Origin of the sequence: Bacillus sp. FSL H8-0534 (genome assembly GCF_038005885.1) — a bacterium.
Classification (GTDB): Bacteria; Bacillota; Bacilli; order Bacillales; family Bacillaceae_G; genus Bacillus_A; species Bacillus_A pseudomycoides.
On record NZ_JBBOUC010000001.1, the window covers coordinates 4,302,416 to 4,318,414 of the forward strand.

Annotated in this window: 15 protein-coding genes; 12 read left to right on the plus strand and 3 right to left on the minus strand. The window is 37.6% G+C overall.

The window, feature by feature from the left end; all coding sequences use genetic code 11:
• Positions 1–77: 77 nt before the first annotated feature.
• A complete protein-coding gene (gene comER, locus MHH71_RS21865; protein WP_018782543.1) occupies positions 78–905 on the minus strand; it encodes a late competence protein ComER in 828 nt (275 codons plus the stop codon).
• A 79-nt stretch (positions 906–984) separates the two neighbouring features.
• On the opposite strand from comER, the gene MHH71_RS21870 reads away from it, so the two are divergent.
• The 3 genes from MHH71_RS21870 to MHH71_RS21880 all read left to right on the plus strand — a co-directional run bounded on the left by MHH71_RS21870 (position 985) and on the right by MHH71_RS21880 (position 4,707).
• The gene (locus MHH71_RS21870) at positions 985–1,587 is read left to right on the plus strand and encodes a helix-hairpin-helix domain-containing protein (protein WP_033799101.1); all 603 of its coding nucleotides are present in this window, start codon (positions 985–987) and stop codon (positions 1,585–1,587) included.
• Between the two features lie 64 nt (positions 1,588–1,651).
• Positions 1,652–2,209 (plus strand): ComE operon protein 2, encoded by a 558-nt coding sequence (locus MHH71_RS21875; RefSeq protein WP_003200607.1) that lies wholly within the window; start codon positions 1,652–1,654, stop codon positions 2,207–2,209.
• A gap of 173 nt (positions 2,210–2,382) precedes the next feature.
• Positions 2,383–4,707, plus strand: coding sequence for a DNA internalization-related competence protein ComEC/Rec2 (locus MHH71_RS21880; RefSeq protein WP_006095980.1), 2,325 nt, complete (start codon positions 2,383–2,385; stop codon positions 4,705–4,707).
• 32 nt (positions 4,708–4,739) lie between these two features.
• On the opposite strand, the gene MHH71_RS21885 is transcribed toward MHH71_RS21880, so the two are convergent.
• Positions 4,740–4,874 (minus strand): YqzM family protein, encoded by a 135-nt coding sequence (locus MHH71_RS21885; RefSeq protein ID WP_001001652.1) that lies wholly within the window; start codon positions 4,872–4,874, stop codon positions 4,740–4,742.
• A gap of 509 nt (positions 4,875–5,383) precedes the next feature.
• On the opposite strand from MHH71_RS21885, the gene holA reads away from it, so the two are divergent.
• Entirely contained in the window at positions 5,384–6,397 is a 1,014-nt protein-coding gene (gene holA, locus MHH71_RS21890; protein WP_006095981.1) for a DNA polymerase III subunit delta, read from the plus strand.
• 202 nt (positions 6,398–6,599) lie between these two features.
• On the opposite strand, the gene rpsT is transcribed toward holA, so the two are convergent.
• Positions 6,600–6,857, minus strand: coding sequence for a 30S ribosomal protein S20 (gene rpsT / locus MHH71_RS21895; protein ID WP_001274011.1), 258 nt, complete (start codon positions 6,855–6,857; stop codon positions 6,600–6,602).
• A gap of 181 nt (positions 6,858–7,038) precedes the next feature.
• On the opposite strand from rpsT, the gene gpr reads away from it, so the two are divergent.
• From gpr to dnaK, 8 genes are all read left to right on the plus strand, one after another.
• Positions 7,039–8,142: a GPR endopeptidase gene (gene gpr / locus MHH71_RS21900; protein WP_006095982.1), complete on the plus strand. Its 1,104-nt coding sequence runs from the start codon at positions 7,039–7,041 to the stop codon at positions 8,140–8,142.
• Positions 8,143–8,161: 19 nt separating this feature from the next.
• Positions 8,162–8,515: a DUF3679 domain-containing protein gene (locus tag MHH71_RS21905; RefSeq protein ID WP_018782546.1), complete on the plus strand. Its 354-nt coding sequence runs from the start codon at positions 8,162–8,164 to the stop codon at positions 8,513–8,515.
• 199 nt (positions 8,516–8,714) lie between these two features.
• Positions 8,715–10,538: an elongation factor 4 gene (lepA, locus tag MHH71_RS21910; protein ID WP_003200617.1), complete on the plus strand. Its 1,824-nt coding sequence runs from the start codon at positions 8,715–8,717 to the stop codon at positions 10,536–10,538.
• Positions 10,539–10,675: 137 nt separating this feature from the next.
• Entirely contained in the window at positions 10,676–11,050 is a 375-nt protein-coding gene (locus MHH71_RS21915; protein ID WP_003200619.1) for a winged helix-turn-helix transcriptional regulator, read from the plus strand.
• Positions 11,051–11,104: 54 nt separating this feature from the next.
• Positions 11,105–12,241 (plus strand): radical SAM family heme chaperone HemW, encoded by a 1,137-nt coding sequence (gene hemW, locus MHH71_RS21920; RefSeq protein ID WP_006095983.1) that lies wholly within the window; start codon positions 11,105–11,107, stop codon positions 12,239–12,241.
• A 133-nt stretch (positions 12,242–12,374) separates the two neighbouring features.
• Positions 12,375–13,406 carry a heat-inducible transcriptional repressor HrcA gene (gene hrcA / locus MHH71_RS21925; RefSeq protein WP_003200623.1) on the plus strand — a complete coding sequence of 344 codons (1,032 nt, stop codon included), beginning with the start codon at positions 12,375–12,377 and terminating at the stop codon, positions 13,404–13,406.
• A 110-nt stretch (positions 13,407–13,516) separates the two neighbouring features.
• Positions 13,517–14,086: a nucleotide exchange factor GrpE gene (gene grpE, locus MHH71_RS21930; protein ID WP_018765852.1), complete on the plus strand. Its 570-nt coding sequence runs from the start codon at positions 13,517–13,519 to the stop codon at positions 14,084–14,086.
• Between the two features lie 26 nt (positions 14,087–14,112).
• A complete protein-coding gene (gene dnaK, locus MHH71_RS21935) occupies positions 14,113–15,948 on the plus strand; it encodes a chaperone protein DnaK (protein ID WP_003200627.1) in 1,836 nt (611 codons plus the stop codon).
• Positions 15,949–15,999: the final 51 nt, after the last annotated feature.

Consider the following 15,999-nt stretch of genomic DNA (forward strand, 5'->3'; position numbering starts at 1 on the left):
ATAAGGGTTTGATAAAAAATAGGATGAGAAAAAGAGAAGGGTTTTTAAGAGGATTCTGTATCATTGTGGCGTATTATTTACGTGTGCTTATTAAATTGTTGTTCAACGCCTTCTAAATCTTCATCGTATTTTTCATGTGTCCGCTCGAATAATTTATGGAACATATCTCCGACGTGATCCTCTAAAATACGAATACCCTCTCCTGTAACACCGCCTTTTACACATACTTTCTCTTGTAGAGTTGGTAATGTGAAAATTTCTTTTTCTAGTAATTTCCCCATCCCAATAATCATTTCACTTGCTAAAGTAGTTGCTTCTTCATGAGTAATATTTGTTTTATCCACAGCAGCATCAATGAAACATTGTAGTAAGTAGCTGAAGAATGCGGGTCCGCAGCTTGCAATGTCAGATGAAACTCGTGTAATATCTTCTCCGATCACAATAGGTGTAGAAATATTTTTAAACAAACGAAGTAACTTTTGTTCCCATTCTTTCGAACAGTTTTTCCCGAATGTGAATAGTGAGGCGCCAGAGAATGCGCGGTTTGTAATGCTCGGAATAATACGTGCGACGTGACAAGATACAACCTGTTCTAATTGAGCTGCTGATATGGGGCTTGTAATAGAAATTAAACATTTTTCATCAGTAAAGTGGGCAGTGTGTTTTTTTAAAATTGGATAGATGTCTAAAGGTTTAACGCAAATAAAAATAAGCTCTGAACGTTCAATTACCTCTTGCACTGTCTTTGCTATATGAACAGAAGGATACTTCTCTTTTATATGATATGCTTTGGCAGGCGTACGATTAATAATAGTAAGGCACGAAGGTTTGACAGCACGGGTTTCTAAAAATGCATCGATTAGTATATTCCCCATGTTTCCTGTCCCTATAATTCCTATGTTCAATGTTTCATCCCTCCTTCGTAACATCTTTCTCCTAAACAATATGAACCATGTTGTGAATTTATGAATTGGAGGTATTAAAATTATGCGGAATTTTCAAAAGAAGTGGCTTGCTTTATTAGGGGCTATTGGCGTCGTATTTATACTGTTTATGTGGCAGACGAAGCAACAAGCTGTGCAACCGACCGTGAAACTTGATACAAATGTGAAGAGCGAAGAGAGAAAAGGTAAATTGAAAGTAGCAGAATCAAATGGACAGAAAAAAACAATTATGATTGATATAAAAGGTGCTGTGTATCGCGAAGGTGTATATGAGGTAGGAGCGGGTGCACGCGTGAAAGACGGGATTGAAAAAGCGGGTGGTTTTTTACCTGAAGCGGATATGGGAAAAGTGAACTTAGCGCAGCTTATGCAAGATCAAATGTTACTCTATGTCCCGAGAAAAGGAGAGCAAGTTCAAGGAGCCAATCTACCTTCAGGGCGGCAGGAGGAGAAAATTCAAATTAATGTTGCTTCAAAAGAGCAGCTCGAAAAAATAACGGGAATTGGGCCTCGGAAAGCAGAAAATATTTTGAAATATCGAGAAGGACATGGGCCGTTTCAAAAAATGGAAGATTTATTGGAGGTAGATGGCATTGGAGAGAAATCGCTTGAAAAAATAAAAGATAAAATAATTATTCCATAAAGGATTGACGAACTTTTTCTTCTTTCGCTACACTACAAGTAGATGAAAAAGTAGGTGAAAAGATATGGAACGAATTTCTTGGGATCAATATTTTATGACGCAAAGTCACTTATTATCGCTACGTAGTACGTGTACAAGGCTTGCAGTAGGAGCGACAATTGTCCGCGATAAGCGAATTATTGCGGGTGGATATAACGGTTCAATCACAGGTGGTGTGCATTGTATAGATGATGGGTGTTATATCATTGATAATCATTGTGTTCGTACAATTCATGCTGAAATGAATGCACTGTTGCAATGTGCAAAATTTGGTGCGAAAACAGAAGGTGCGGAAATTTATGTTACACACTTTCCTTGTTTACAATGTTGTAAAGCCATTATTCAAAGTGGTATTACAGCTGTTTATTACGCACAAGACTATAAAAATCACCCGTATGCTGTGGAACTATTCGAACAAGCAAATGTCACTGTGAAACATGTTCCGTTAGAATATGATATTACAACGTTAGAGCAACAAGAACGTCATTTGCAATTAAAAGAACTGTTTTCATCTTTAGAAAAAGATGAGTTAACAATGAATGAATTACAACAAGTATTCGCTAGAGCAAAAGAGATACTATAAGTGCGTGTTCAAAAGGAGGATAAAGAGAGTCTGGCAGTTCGAGACGCGGAAGTCAGGAGAGTGCGGAGTGTAGATGGAACTACATGAGTGCCGGATTGGCGAAGTAGACGAAGAAATGTGAAAGATATCTTTCCTGGATTTTTTGAACATCCGCTATAAGGGGTGAGTATAAGTTGCGTGGACAATGGGGCTATATTGCAATCTCGTTTGTTATTGGGATTGCGATTGCCTGTTCCTCCTTTAAATTGTTGTATATTGGTTTATTTTGTTGTTATATTCTATTTTGTATATATCGTACTTCACGTCGAATCCTCTTTTTTTGCATACTGGCATGTTCCGGTAGCTTCCTTTATACCTCATATGTTGAATGGAAAAATCAGCATTCAAAAGGGTTAGACTTTGAAATAACAGAAGGTGTGATTCAAACTACACCCCTTATAAATGGTGATCGACTCTCTTTTCAAATGGAGGTCAATGATAGAGATACGTTGCAATTGATGTACAAAATTCAATCAGTTGAACAAAAAGAACAGTTGCAGAAATTACATGCTGGTATGAGTTGTACATTTCAAGGAGAAATGAAAGTGCCGTCAGAAGCACGGAATTTCCACGGGTTCGACTATCGTGACTACTTACATAAGCAAAAGATTCACTTTTTATTCGAAGCAAAAGAGATTTCAAATTGTATCCAAAAATCTTTGACGTTTACACAGTGGGTCTTTTTATTACGCCAAAATGCGATGTCGATAGTCGCAGAAATGTTTCCTGGGCAATCCGGAGCGTTTATGAATGCGTTGTTGTTTGGAGATCGGCAACTGATGACATTTGAAGTAGAAGAACAATACCAACAGTTTGGTCTTATCCACTTATTAGCCATTTCAGGATCACATATTGTATTATTAATGGCGATTGGCTACTTTGTTCTACTACGGATTGGTGTAACGAGGGAAATGGCGACAATCTGCCTCATTATTTGCATTCCGCTGTATATGTTTTTAGCAGGGGCGTCTCCATCTGTCATGAGGGCTTCTGTAACGGGTGTTATGTTGTTGCTAGCACTAATGCATTCTATCCGTGTTTCGAGTTTAGATGCGCTTAGTATGACGGCTGTATTAATGCTTTTATATAACCCTTATATGGCTTTTGATATTGGATTTCAATTTTCGTTTGTTGGTAGTTTTGCGTTATTGCTGTCAGCAAGTAGGCTATTACGGCATGATAATGGTCTGATTCAAAATACAATCTATCTTTCTGTTATTTCACAACTTGCTAGTACTCCTATTTTGTTATATCATTTTGGTTATTTTTCTCCATATAGTATTTTCCTCAACCTTCTATATGTCCCGCTTCTATCTTGTGTTGTGTTACCGTGTAGTATTGTAATTTTTGCGTGTATACTATTTGTACCTTTCGTAGCGAAATGGCTCGCACAAATGTTATCAGTATGTTTAACAATTTCTAATGATATTCTTCAGTACTGTGAAAATCTCCCGTTTCTTCGCTTTACCTTTGGCCAAACGCCTTTATTTCTTATAGTTTTATATTGTTTTAGTATCGTTAGTATATTTATTGTGTGGGAAAGAGTGGTTAGAAAAAAGTTTTTATTCCTGACTGTTGGGTTTTTCCTCTTTATATGTATTTTTCATTATATTTCGCCTTATTTCCGTACTAGCGGAAGTGTGACTTTTATTGATGTTGGACAAGGGGATGCGATCTTGATTCGTCTTCCGTATGAAAAGGGGGTCTATCTCATTGATACAGGAGGAACGATTCCTGTAAAAAAAGAAGCATGGCAGAAGAAAAAACATGAATTTTCTGTTGGACACGATATTCTCCTTCCATTTTTGCAAAAAGAGGGTATTCGGAAAATTGATAAGTTGATTGTAACGCATGGAGATACAGATCATATGGGAGCGGCTAAAGAATTGTTATCCGCTATTACTGTAGGGGAAATCGTATTTGGGAAGAAGCGAGAAGATGCTGTGGTCGAAAAAGAATTGAAAAAAATTGCAAAGGAAAAAAATATAAGGATAAACATTGTAGGAGAAGGGGATGGATGGCAAGTAGACGAAGCGATATTTACTGTACTATCACCAGAGGGAGGAGAGAAAGAGGATAACGATTCGTCTATTGTGTTATGGGTAAAGCTAGGTGGATTTATATGGCTGTTTACTGGAGATCTAGAAGAGAAAGGCGAGCGACGAATTGTAGAGCAGTATCCAGAGTTGCGAGCGGATATTTTAAAGGTTGGGCATCATGGTAGTAAGACGTCGTCCTCATCTTCTTTTTTACACCTGATTCAGCCTAAAAAGGCAATTATTTCAGCTGGAGAGCATAATCGATATGGTCATCCGCATCGGCAAGTGCTAGAGCGTTTGTTAGAACTTGATATTGAAATATGGCGAACAGACAAGCAAGGAGCTATTTCCTATGTTTTTGAAGGCGAAAGAGGAACGTTTCAAAGTAAACTAACATATGATGAAGCACAGAAAAGGTGAAGTGAAAAAAAGAAGGCCGCAAGCAGCAGCCTTTAAGAACCAATAAATTTAATAATTGTTGCAATAATGAAAAGTGTTGCGAAAAAACCAAATGAGACGATAAAACCTACCCCTGAATCAATAGCGTCATTGCGTTTACTTTGAACGTTTTGCTCAAATTCATTCATTTAGAATCCCTCCCCAACATTCCATTTTAGTATAAGATATTGTCAGAAAAAAATCTACAATTTCCATATGAAGATAAAGGGAGACTTTAATCAGTGGGTTTGCTCTTCCGCTGATGATTACCCCCCACCAATCGGGTTTTTACGGGCAATTGATCCCATATCTGACTTTTTTGCTTTCGCTGAATTTTGAGATGAGAGTCTTACTGCACGTGAGTAGCGGGGGAGATAGAGAATATGTGTGTAGAAGTAGGCGGTAAATCTTATGTGAAAAGAAGATGGAAATTTGATTTCCATGCATGTTAACAGTTAACAATTATACTTATCCGGCAGTTGCGAATAATAACAGTAAAGTGGTTACCGCACACCAATAAGAATCCCGGGACTTATTGCGTGGCGTTTTATATAGATAAAGGGACGGGTTAGTTTAAACCTGTTCCTTTGTACTTGTAAAACAAAAGATACCACATTAGTATAGAGATATATTGCCAAATTAGGGAGTAGGAAAAAGCATGAGTGATATACATAAGAAGATTAAAAAGAAACAGTTTGCACCACTTTATTTAATATATGGAACGGAAGTTTATTTTATAAATGAAACAATAAAGCTTATAACAACGGAAGCGCTAGCTGAAGAAGATCGTGAGTTTAATGTTGTAACATATGACTTAGAAGAAGCGTATTTGGAAGATGTAATAGAAGATGCACGGACGCTTCCTTTTTTTGGAGAACGTAAAATACTACTAGTTAAATCCCCATTGTTTTTAACATCACAAAAAGAAAAACTAGAACAAAATCTAAAGATTTTGGAGGAGTATGTTGCAGAACCATCTCCATTTTCGATTGTTGTATTTGTAGCTCCTTATGAAAAATTAGATGAGCGGAAAAAAATCACAAAATTATTAAAGAAAACGGCAGATGTAGTAGAAGCAAGTACGATGCAAGTACAGGACGTTCGTAAATGGATTGTGGCCCGTGTAGATGAAGTGCATGTACATATTGAGGAAGCAGCTGTTAGTTTACTATTGGAGCTTGTAGGAAGCAATGTAACGATGCTAGCAAAGGAAATGGACAAGTTGACCCTTTATGTTGGTATAGGTGGAGAAATTACAACAGGGCTTGTAGCGGAACTGGTACCAAAATCGGTTGAACAAAATGTGTTTGCGTTAACAGAAAAGGTAGTAAAAAAAGATATTGCTGGGGCTATGCTAATTCTAGATGGACTATTTACGCAGCAAGAGGAACCAATTAAATTATTGGCGTTATTAGTGAGTCAATTTCGTTTACTGTACCAAGTGAAGGAATTACAGCAACGTGGATATGGACAAAATCAAATTGCTTCGCATATTGGTGTTCACCCGTACCGAGTAAAGTTGGCGATGAATCAAACGAAATTTTTCTCGTTTGAAGAATTGAAAAAAGTTATTTTAGAGCTAGCTGAAGCTGATTATAGTATGAAAACAGGGAAAATGGATAAAAAGCTTGTCTTGGAGTTTTTCTTAATGCGTTTAAATCATATTGGGTAAAATAAAAGCGGAGGCAGTTCGCTCAGAATCACAGGTCATTGGAGCCCCCCACCGAGAAGTGTTTTTGGCTTCAATCGAGAGGGTGAAATGGCCGGAGATTCTAGTTGCTATAGCTGGATAAAATAAAAAAGTTCATGTCATCTGCTGCATGGACTTTTTTGTATATAAAAAAACGATCCAAATGGATCGTTTTTTAAACGCCTTACGCGTTTACTTGTTTCGCTAAGCGAGATTTTTGACGAGCTGCAGCGTTTTGGTGGATAAGACCTTTACGAGCTGCTTTGTCAAGTTTTTTAGAAGCAGTTTTGAAAGCTTCTTTAGCATTTTCAAGATCGTTATTAGTAACTAAAGCTTCTACAGTTTTAACAGCTGAACGCATGTCAGACTTGATAGAAGCGTTATGTGCACGACGCTCTTCGCTAAGTTTAGCGCGTTTGATAGCAGATTTAATGTTTGCCATACTTTTCACCTCCCTGGTGCGATCGAGTGACTCGATACTTACATAGAACAAGTGATATTCTATCAAACGGAGAAGAGAATTGCAATAGCGAGATCAATGAAATTTCATGTAAGGGAAAGAATGGCCTTATATAATTTTGGGAAATCTAACGATATTTACTATTAAAAGCGGAGGAGATACGATGAAAGAACCATTAGATTTAAGTAAATATAGCGTTAGGACAGACCTTGCAGTAGAAGCGCATCAAATGTTACAAGAACGTCAACAAAAACAAACGGGAATCGAAGGTGTTGTTGTAAAAGAGCGTGAAGAAGAAGGGATTACGATTACGAAAGTGATAATCGATGAAAGTGCTTCTGAATCGATGGGTAAAAAAGCCGGGAATTATTTAACGCTTGAAGTGCAAGGGATCCGCCAGCAAGATACGGAACTTCAGCAAAAAGTGGAACGTATTTTTGCAAAAGAATTCTCTTACTTATTAGGAGAAATTGGAATAACCAAAGAAGCAAGCTGCTTAATTGTAGGGCTAGGGAATTGGAATGTCACACCAGATGCACTTGGTCCGATTGTTGTAGAGAATGTGCTTGTGACACGCCATCTTTTTAAATTACAACCTGAAAGTGTAGAGGAAGGGTATCGCCCAGTTAGTGCAATTCGTCCAGGTGTAATGGGGATTACAGGGATTGAAACAAGTGACGTCATTTACGGTATCATTGAAAAAACAAAGCCGGATTTTGTTATCGCTATCGATGCGCTTGCTGCAAGGTCTATTGAACGAGTAAACAGTACGATACAGATTTCAGATACGGGAATTCATCCTGGATCTGGTGTAGGAAATAAACGAAAAGAACTAAGTAAAGAAACGCTAGGAATTCCTGTGATTGCTATCGGCGTTCCGACGGTTGTAGATGCTGTTTCCATTACGAGCGATACAATTGATTTTATCCTAAAACATTTTGGACGTGAAATGAGAGAAGGAGATAAGCCGTCTCGATCTTTATTGCCAGCAGGTTTTACATTTGGAGAAAAGAAGAAACTAACAGAGGAAGATATGCCGGATGAAAAAAGCCGTAATATGTTTTTAGGGGCAGTGGGCACATTGGAAGATGAAGAAAAACGAAAATTAATTTACGAAGTATTAGCTCCTCTTGGTCATAATTTAATGGTGACGCCGAAAGAAGTAGATGCATTTATTGAAGATATGGCAAATGTAATAGCGAGTGGTTTAAATGCTGCACTTCATCATCAAATTGACCAAGATAATACAGGTGCATATACGCATTGATGAGAAGAGGCGAAAGTAGTTGAGTAGATTTACGCTTCAATGTGTGTGCTGCGTTATTCTGTTTTTGTTTGTGATGCTAATCGGAATTGGAATCGTTAATCATGGCTTAAAAAGCATGAAAGGCTATCGGCAGCCAACATATGAACAAGTTGCACGAATGACGGGAACTGGAAGTGAAAATGTTGATTTAGAAATTTTAGGAGGTACATTTTCAGCAAGTGAAAAACAAAAACAGTTAGAAAGTCTCAGAAGTTTTAATGTTGTAGAAGGACTGGGAATGGGAATCGCAGAATTTGTTCGAAGTATCGCTAAGTTTAGTACAGATATAGTAATTGGGAAAATAAAAGATATTTTTAGCCAATTGGGAGAATAAACAGAGGTTGTCTTATCATTTTGTAAGACAACCATTTTTTTGTTATAAAAAGGTTTGTCTCGTTTGATCTGCTCGCATAAGATAAAGAGAGGAAGATTTGTCTTATAAGCAGCACGAGTTTTCATTGAATCTTTGCTGCTCTATTGATATAATCAGTGCTAGTGTATATTGGCGAGACTATTAGGAGTTGAGAACATAGATGAATAAAGAAGAAAGAGCAAAAAGACAGTCCAACATTCGTAACTTCTCCATCATTGCTCATATTGACCACGGAAAGTCAACGTTGGCAGATCGTATTTTGGAGAAAACAAATGCGTTAACACAGCGCGAAATGAAAGCTCAATTACTTGACTCTATGGATTTAGAGCGTGAGCGTGGTATTACAATTAAATTAAATGCAGTTCAATTAACGTATACGGCAAAAAACGGTGAAGAATATACTCTTCACTTAATCGATACACCAGGGCACGTCGACTTTACGTACGAAGTATCTCGTAGTTTAGCGGCTTGTGAAGGTGCTATCCTTGTTGTCGATGCAGCGCAAGGTATTGAAGCGCAAACGTTAGCGAACGTGTATTTAGCGCTTGATAATAATTTAGAAATTTTACCGGTTATTAATAAAATCGATTTGCCAAGTGCTGACCCAGAGCGTGTTCGTCAAGAAGTAGAAGATGTAATTGGTTTAGATGCATCAGAAGCTGTACTTGCTTCCGCAAAGGCTGGAATTGGGATTGAAGATATTTTAGAACAAATCGTTGAAAAAGTACCAGCTCCAGAAGGTGACCCGGAAGAGCCACTTCAATGTATGATTTTTGACTCTTTATATGACCCATATCGCGGTGTAATTGCGTATATCCGTGTTGTGAACGGTACAGTAAAAGTTGGCGATAAAGTACGTATGATGGCAACTGGTAAAGAATTTGAGGTAACAGAAGTAGGTGTATTTACACCGAAAACAACGCAGCGTGAAGAGTTAACAGTAGGTGATGTAGGATTCCTAGCAGCATCTATTAAAAATGTAGGAGACACACGCGTTGGTGATACAATCACACATGCGAAACGTCCAGCAGCAGAACCATTACCAGGTTATCGTAAATTAAACCCAATGGTATTCTGTGGTTTATATCCAATCGATTCGGCGCGTTATAACGATTTACGTGATGCATTAGAAAAACTTGAATTGAATGATTCTGCTCTTGAATTTGAGCCAGAAACATCTCAAGCATTAGGATTCGGTTTCCGTTGTGGCTTCTTAGGGTTACTTCACATGGAAATCATTCAAGAACGTATTGAACGTGAATTTAAGATTGATTTAATTACAACGGCGCCAAGTGTTATTTATAAAGTATATTTAACGAGCGGTGAAGATCTTATTGTTGATAACCCATCTAACATGCCAGATCCGCAATCTATTGACCGTGTGGAAGAACCGTTTGTAAAAGCGACGATTATGGTTCCAAATGATTACGTTGGTGCTGTAATGGAAATTTGCCAAGGGAAACGTGGTACATTCCTTGATATGCAATATTTAGATGAAACACGTGTTACGTTAACATATGAGATCCCACTTTCTGAAATCGTATACGACTTCTTTGATCAATTGAAGTCTAATACGAAAGGGTATGCATCATTTGATTACGAGTTAATCGGTTACAAACCGTCTAGACTTGTGAAGATGGATATTTTATTAAATAATGAACAAGTCGATGCTTTATCATTCATTGTACATCGCGATTCAGCCTATGATCGTGGTAAAGTAATTGTAGAAAAATTAAAAGAATTAATTCCAAGACAACAGTTTGAAGTACCAATTCAAGCGACAATTGGGAACAAAGTTGTAGCGCGTTCTACAATTAAAGCGATGCGTAAAAACGTACTTGCAAAATGTTATGGTGGTGACATTTCTCGTAAACGTAAACTTCTTGATAAACAAAAAGAAGGTAAAAAACGTATGAAGTCTGTTGGTTCTGTAGAAGTGCCACAAGAAGCATTCATGGCTGTATTAAAAATGGACGATAACTAATAAAAAAGAAGCCGTTTGTGCGGCTTCTTTTTGTACGTAGGATTACTTTTTTAGACATCTTTTCATCTCTCCTTTACAATGGTGAGGATGCTTTTTATTGTAAGAAACAACAGTGATATAGAGTTAGGAGACTATTGATGTCTGAAAATATTCGAAAAGATATTCAAGAAAAAATACAAAACGGTGATTTTAATTGTGAAAAAGAATTGACGCTTTCTATTATTAGCGGAAAGTGGAAAGTTGTAATCTTGTGGCATCTAGGTGTAGAAGGGTCGCATCGCTTTAGTGAGTTACAACGACTATTCCCAAACATTTCTCATAAGGTTTTATCTAATCAATTAAAAGAATTAATGGAAGATGGAATCATTGATCGGACAGTATATCCAGAAGTACCTCCGCGGGTAGAGTACTTTATGACTGATTTAGGTATGACGCTTTTACCAATCGTCGAAATGATGTATGATTGGGGAAAAATGCGAATGGAACAAATTCGTAACACGTTACAGAAGTAAAGGAGCCTCCGAAGTGCGGAGGTTTTCTTTTTAGAAAGGTAGGAGTCTAGTTTAATGCAAGCTGCATATATTCATATTCCGTTTTGTCAGCATATTTGTCACTATTGTGATTTTAATAAAGTATTTATTGAACGTCAGCCTGTTGATCAATATTTAGAGTATTTAGAGAAAGAAATTATAAATACGGTTCAAAAGGTGCCGTTTGAAAATATGAAAACGATTTTTGTTGGGGGCGGGACACCAACGGCATTAAATGTGGAGCAGACAAAAAAGCTGTTAGATATTATTAATCGCCGTTTACGTCCGTTCGCTCCAAACTGTGAATTGACGTTTGAAGCAAATCCTGGAGATTTGCCAAAAGAAAAGTTGAACCTGCTATTAGATGGTGGTGTCAATCGAATTAGCTTTGGTGTGCAAACATTTCGAGATGAATTACTTCAGAAAATTGGACGTAAGCATACGAGGGAAGATGCATTTGTAGCGATTCGTGAAGCGCAGGAAGTAGGCTTTACGAATATTAATGTGGATTTAATTTATGCATTACCAGGGCAAACGATAGAAGATGTGAAAGAAACGTTGGACATTGCTTTTACGTTAGGAGTTCAGCATTTTTCTGCATATTCCTTAATTGTTGAACCGAAAACGATTTTTTATAATTTAATGAACAAAGGAAAATTAAGACTTCCAGGGGAAGAGCATGAAGCAAGAATGTATGAAATAGTAATGGATGAAATGGAAAATCATGGCTATAAACAGTATGAAATCAGTAATTTTTCAAAAGAAGGCTATGAAAGTAGACATAATCTCACATACTGGAATAATGAACAGTATTATGGTTTTGGAGCTGGTGCTCACAGTTATGTAAACGGAGAACGAATTCAAAATGTTGGCCCGTTAAAGCAATATTTCTCTAAAATTGATGAGACAGGCTTCCCTTATTTAGACGTCCACGAAGTAACAAGAAAAGAAAGAATGGAAGAAGAACTATTTTTAGGGCTTCGGAAAACAAAGGGCGTTTCTAAGCTTACATTCCAAAAGAAATTTGGTGTCGAAATGGATGAGATTTTTGCAAAGCAGTTATTATCCAACAAGGAATATGGATTGCTTCAGGATAAAGGTAACCATGTTTGTTTGACGAGACAAGGTAAGTTATTAGGGAATGAAGTATTTCAGTCGTTTTTAATTGATTAATTAAATGTTCAGTAGGTATGAAAAAGTTTCTCTATTTTGTGACGTTTCCGTTGACAATTGAATGTCAATTTTGGTAAGTTATTAATAGATTTAGCACTCGAAGACAAAGAGTGCTAACAGAGGTGATGATGAGATGCTTACGGAACGTCAGCTCTTGATTTTACAAACAATTATTGATGACTTTATTGGATCAGCGCAACCTGTTGGGTCAAGAACGTTGGCTAAAAAAGATGAAATTACATTTAGTTCAGCTACGATTCGAAATGAAATGGCTGATTTAGAGGAACTGGGATTTATCGAAAAGACACACAGTTCTTCTGGACGTGTTCCTTCAGAAAAAGGATATCGATTTTATGTAGACCATCTTTTAGCACCACAACATTTATCGAATGAGGATGTTGTACAGATTAAGGATTTATTTGCTGAAAGAATTTTTGAAGCGGAAAAAATTGCACAGCAATCCGCTCAAATTTTATCAGAGCTCACAAATTATACGGCAATTGTTCTTGGACCGAAAGTGAGTGCAAATAAATTAAAGAATGTACAAATTGTTCCGCTGGATCATCAAACAGCAGTCGCCATTATTGTAACAGATACAGGTCATGTACAAAGCAAAACGATTACCGTTCCGGAATCTGTTGATTTATCAGATTTAGAAAAAATGGTTAATATTTTAAACGAAAAGCTATCTGGTGTGCCGATGGCGGAGTTGCATAATAAAATTTTAAAAGAGATTGTGACGGTTCTACGTGGGTATGTCCACAACTATGATAGTGCAATAAAAATGTTAGATGGTACATTTCAAGTTCCCTTGTCGGAAAAGATATACTTTGGGGGGAAAGCGAATATGCTTTCGCAGCCGGAGTTTCACGACATTCAAAAGGTACGCTCCTTGCTGACTATGATTGATAATGAAGCTGAATTTTACGATATTTTGCGTAATAAACAAGTCGGGATTCAAGTGAAAATCGGTCGAGAAAATTCTTCGACGGCTATGGAAGATTGTAGTTTAATTTCTGCAACCTATTCCATTGGCGAAGAACAGATTGGAACAATCGCGATCCTAGGTCCAACGAGAATGCAGTATTCTCGCGTAATTAGTCTGTTACAATTGTTTTCAAGACAATTTACAGATGGGCTAAATGGATTGTATAAATCAAAATAATAAATTCACTCGAGCGATGAACATTGTCATTGCTGGTGTGTAACATAAAAACTATGCTTGGACGCTCATGTTAAGCATGAGCTCTGGTGCCTTTTAAGGAGGTGAAAGTTGTGGAAGAGCGTAACGAACAAGTAGTTGAAGAAGCGAAAGAAACGCAAACTGAGGAATCTATTACAGCAGAAAACAGTGAAGAAACTGTAGTAGAAGAAAAAAGTGAAGCGGCTCTTTTACAAGAAAAAGTAGATGGATTGCAAGCGAAATTGACGGAAACGGAAGGTCGCACACTACGTCTACAAGCTGATTTTGAAAACTATAAGCGCCGTGTTCAACTGGATAAGCAAGCGGCTGAAAAATATAGATCGCAAAGCCTTGTGTCAGATATTTTGCCAGCTCTTGATAACTTTGAAAGAGCGATGCAAGTGGAAGCGAGCGACGAGCAGATGAAGTCCTTATTACAAGGGATGGAAATGGTATATCGTCAATTGCTAGAAGCGCTGACTAAAGAAGGTGTTGAAGCGATTGAAGCTGTTGGTAAACAGTTTGATCCGCATGAACATCAAGCTGTTATGCAAGTAGAAGACAGCGAGTTTGAATCAAACGCGGTTGTGGAAGAATTCCAAAAAGGTTATAAACTGAAAGACCGTGTGATTCGCCCATCAATGGTAAAAGTAAATCAATAATTTACATAAATGTAGGAGGTTTCGCCATGAGTAAAATTATCGGTATTGACTTAGGTACAACAAACTCTTGTGTAGCTGTTATGGAAGGTGGAGAACCAAAGGTTATTCCAAATCCAGAAGGGAACCGTACAACACCTTCTGTTGTGGCTTTCAAAAATGAAGAGCGTCAAGTTGGGGAAGTAGCGAAGCGTCAAGCGATTACAAACCCAAATACAATCATGTCTGTTAAACGTCATATGGGTACAGACTACAAAGTAGAAGTTGAAGGTAAAAACTACACACCTCAAGAAATTTCTGCAATCATTTTACAAAACTTAAAAGCTTCTGCTGAAGCGTACTTAGGTGAAACAGTAACGAAAGCTGTTATCACAGTGCCAGCATACTTCAACGATGCAGAACGCCAAGCAACAAAAGACGCTGGCCGTATTGCTGGTTTAGAAGTAGAACGTATTATTAATGAACCAACAGCAGCTGCGCTTGCTTACGGTTTAGAAAAACAAGACGAAGAACAAAAAGTTCTAGTATATGACTTAGGTGGCGGTACATTCGACGTATCTATTCTTGAGTTAGCAGATGGAACATTTGAAGTTATTTCAACTGCGGGTGACAACCGTCTTGGTGGTGACGACTTTGACCAAGTTATCATCGATCATTTAGTAGCTGAATTCAAAAAAGAAAATAACATTGATTTAAGTCAAGATAAAATGGCACTTCAACGTTTGAAAGATGCAGCTGAAAAAGCGAAAAAAGATCTTTCAGGTGTAACACAAACACAAATTTCATTACCATTCATTAGTGCTGGGGCTGCTGGTCCATTACACTTAGAATTAAACTTAACAAGAGCGAAATTCGAAGAACTTTCAGCTAACCTTGTTGAAAGAACATTAGAGCCAACTCGTCGTGCATTAAAAGATGCTGGTCTTTCTCCAAGTGAATTAGATAAAGTTATTCTTGTTGGTGGTTCTACTCGTATCCCAGCTGTACAAGAAGCAATTAAACGTGAAACTGGTAAAGAACCATATAAAGGCGTTAACCCTGATGAAGTTGTAGCGTTAGGTGCTGCAGTTCAGGGCGGTGTACTTACTGGTGATGTAAAAGGCGTTCTATTATTAGACGTAACTCCACTTTCTTTAGGTATCGAAACTATGGGTGGCGTATTCACGAAGTTAATCGAGCGTAACACAACAATTCCAACAAGTAAGTCACAAGTGTTCTCAACTGCTGCTGATAACCAGCCTGCAGTAGACATTCACGTATTGCAAGGTGAGCGTCCAATGTCAGCTGACAACAAAACACTAGGTCGCTTCCAATTAACAGATATCCCACCAGCACCACGTGGTATTCCGCAAATCGAAGTAACATTCGATATTGATGCGAACGGTATCGTAAATGTACGTGCAAAAGACTTAGGAACAAGTAAAGAACAAACAATTACAATCCAATCTTCTTCAGGTCTTTCTGATGAAGAAGTAGATCGTATGGTAAAAGAAGCTGAAGCAAATGCTGATGCTGACCAAAAGCGTAAGGAAGAAGTTGAACTTCGTAATGAAGCTGACCAACTTGTATTCCAAACAGATAAAGTTGTAAAAGATTTAGAAGGTAAAGTAGATGCAGCTGAGGTAGCGAAAGCAACAGAAGCAAAAGAAGCATTACAAGCGGCAATCGAGAAAAATGATCTTGATGAAATTCGTGCGAAAAAAGATGCACTTCAAGAAATCGTACAACAACTTACTGTAAAATTATATGAACAAGCTCAAGCAGCTGCTGGTGCTCAGCAAGCAGAAGGTACACAAGGTAACGCTAGTGCAAAAAATGACAACGTAGTTGACGCTGAGTTTGAAGAAGTAAAAGAAGATAAGTAATAAAGTAAAAAAACATAAGTAAGATGACAAAAAGTCAAAGTCAAGCGTGCC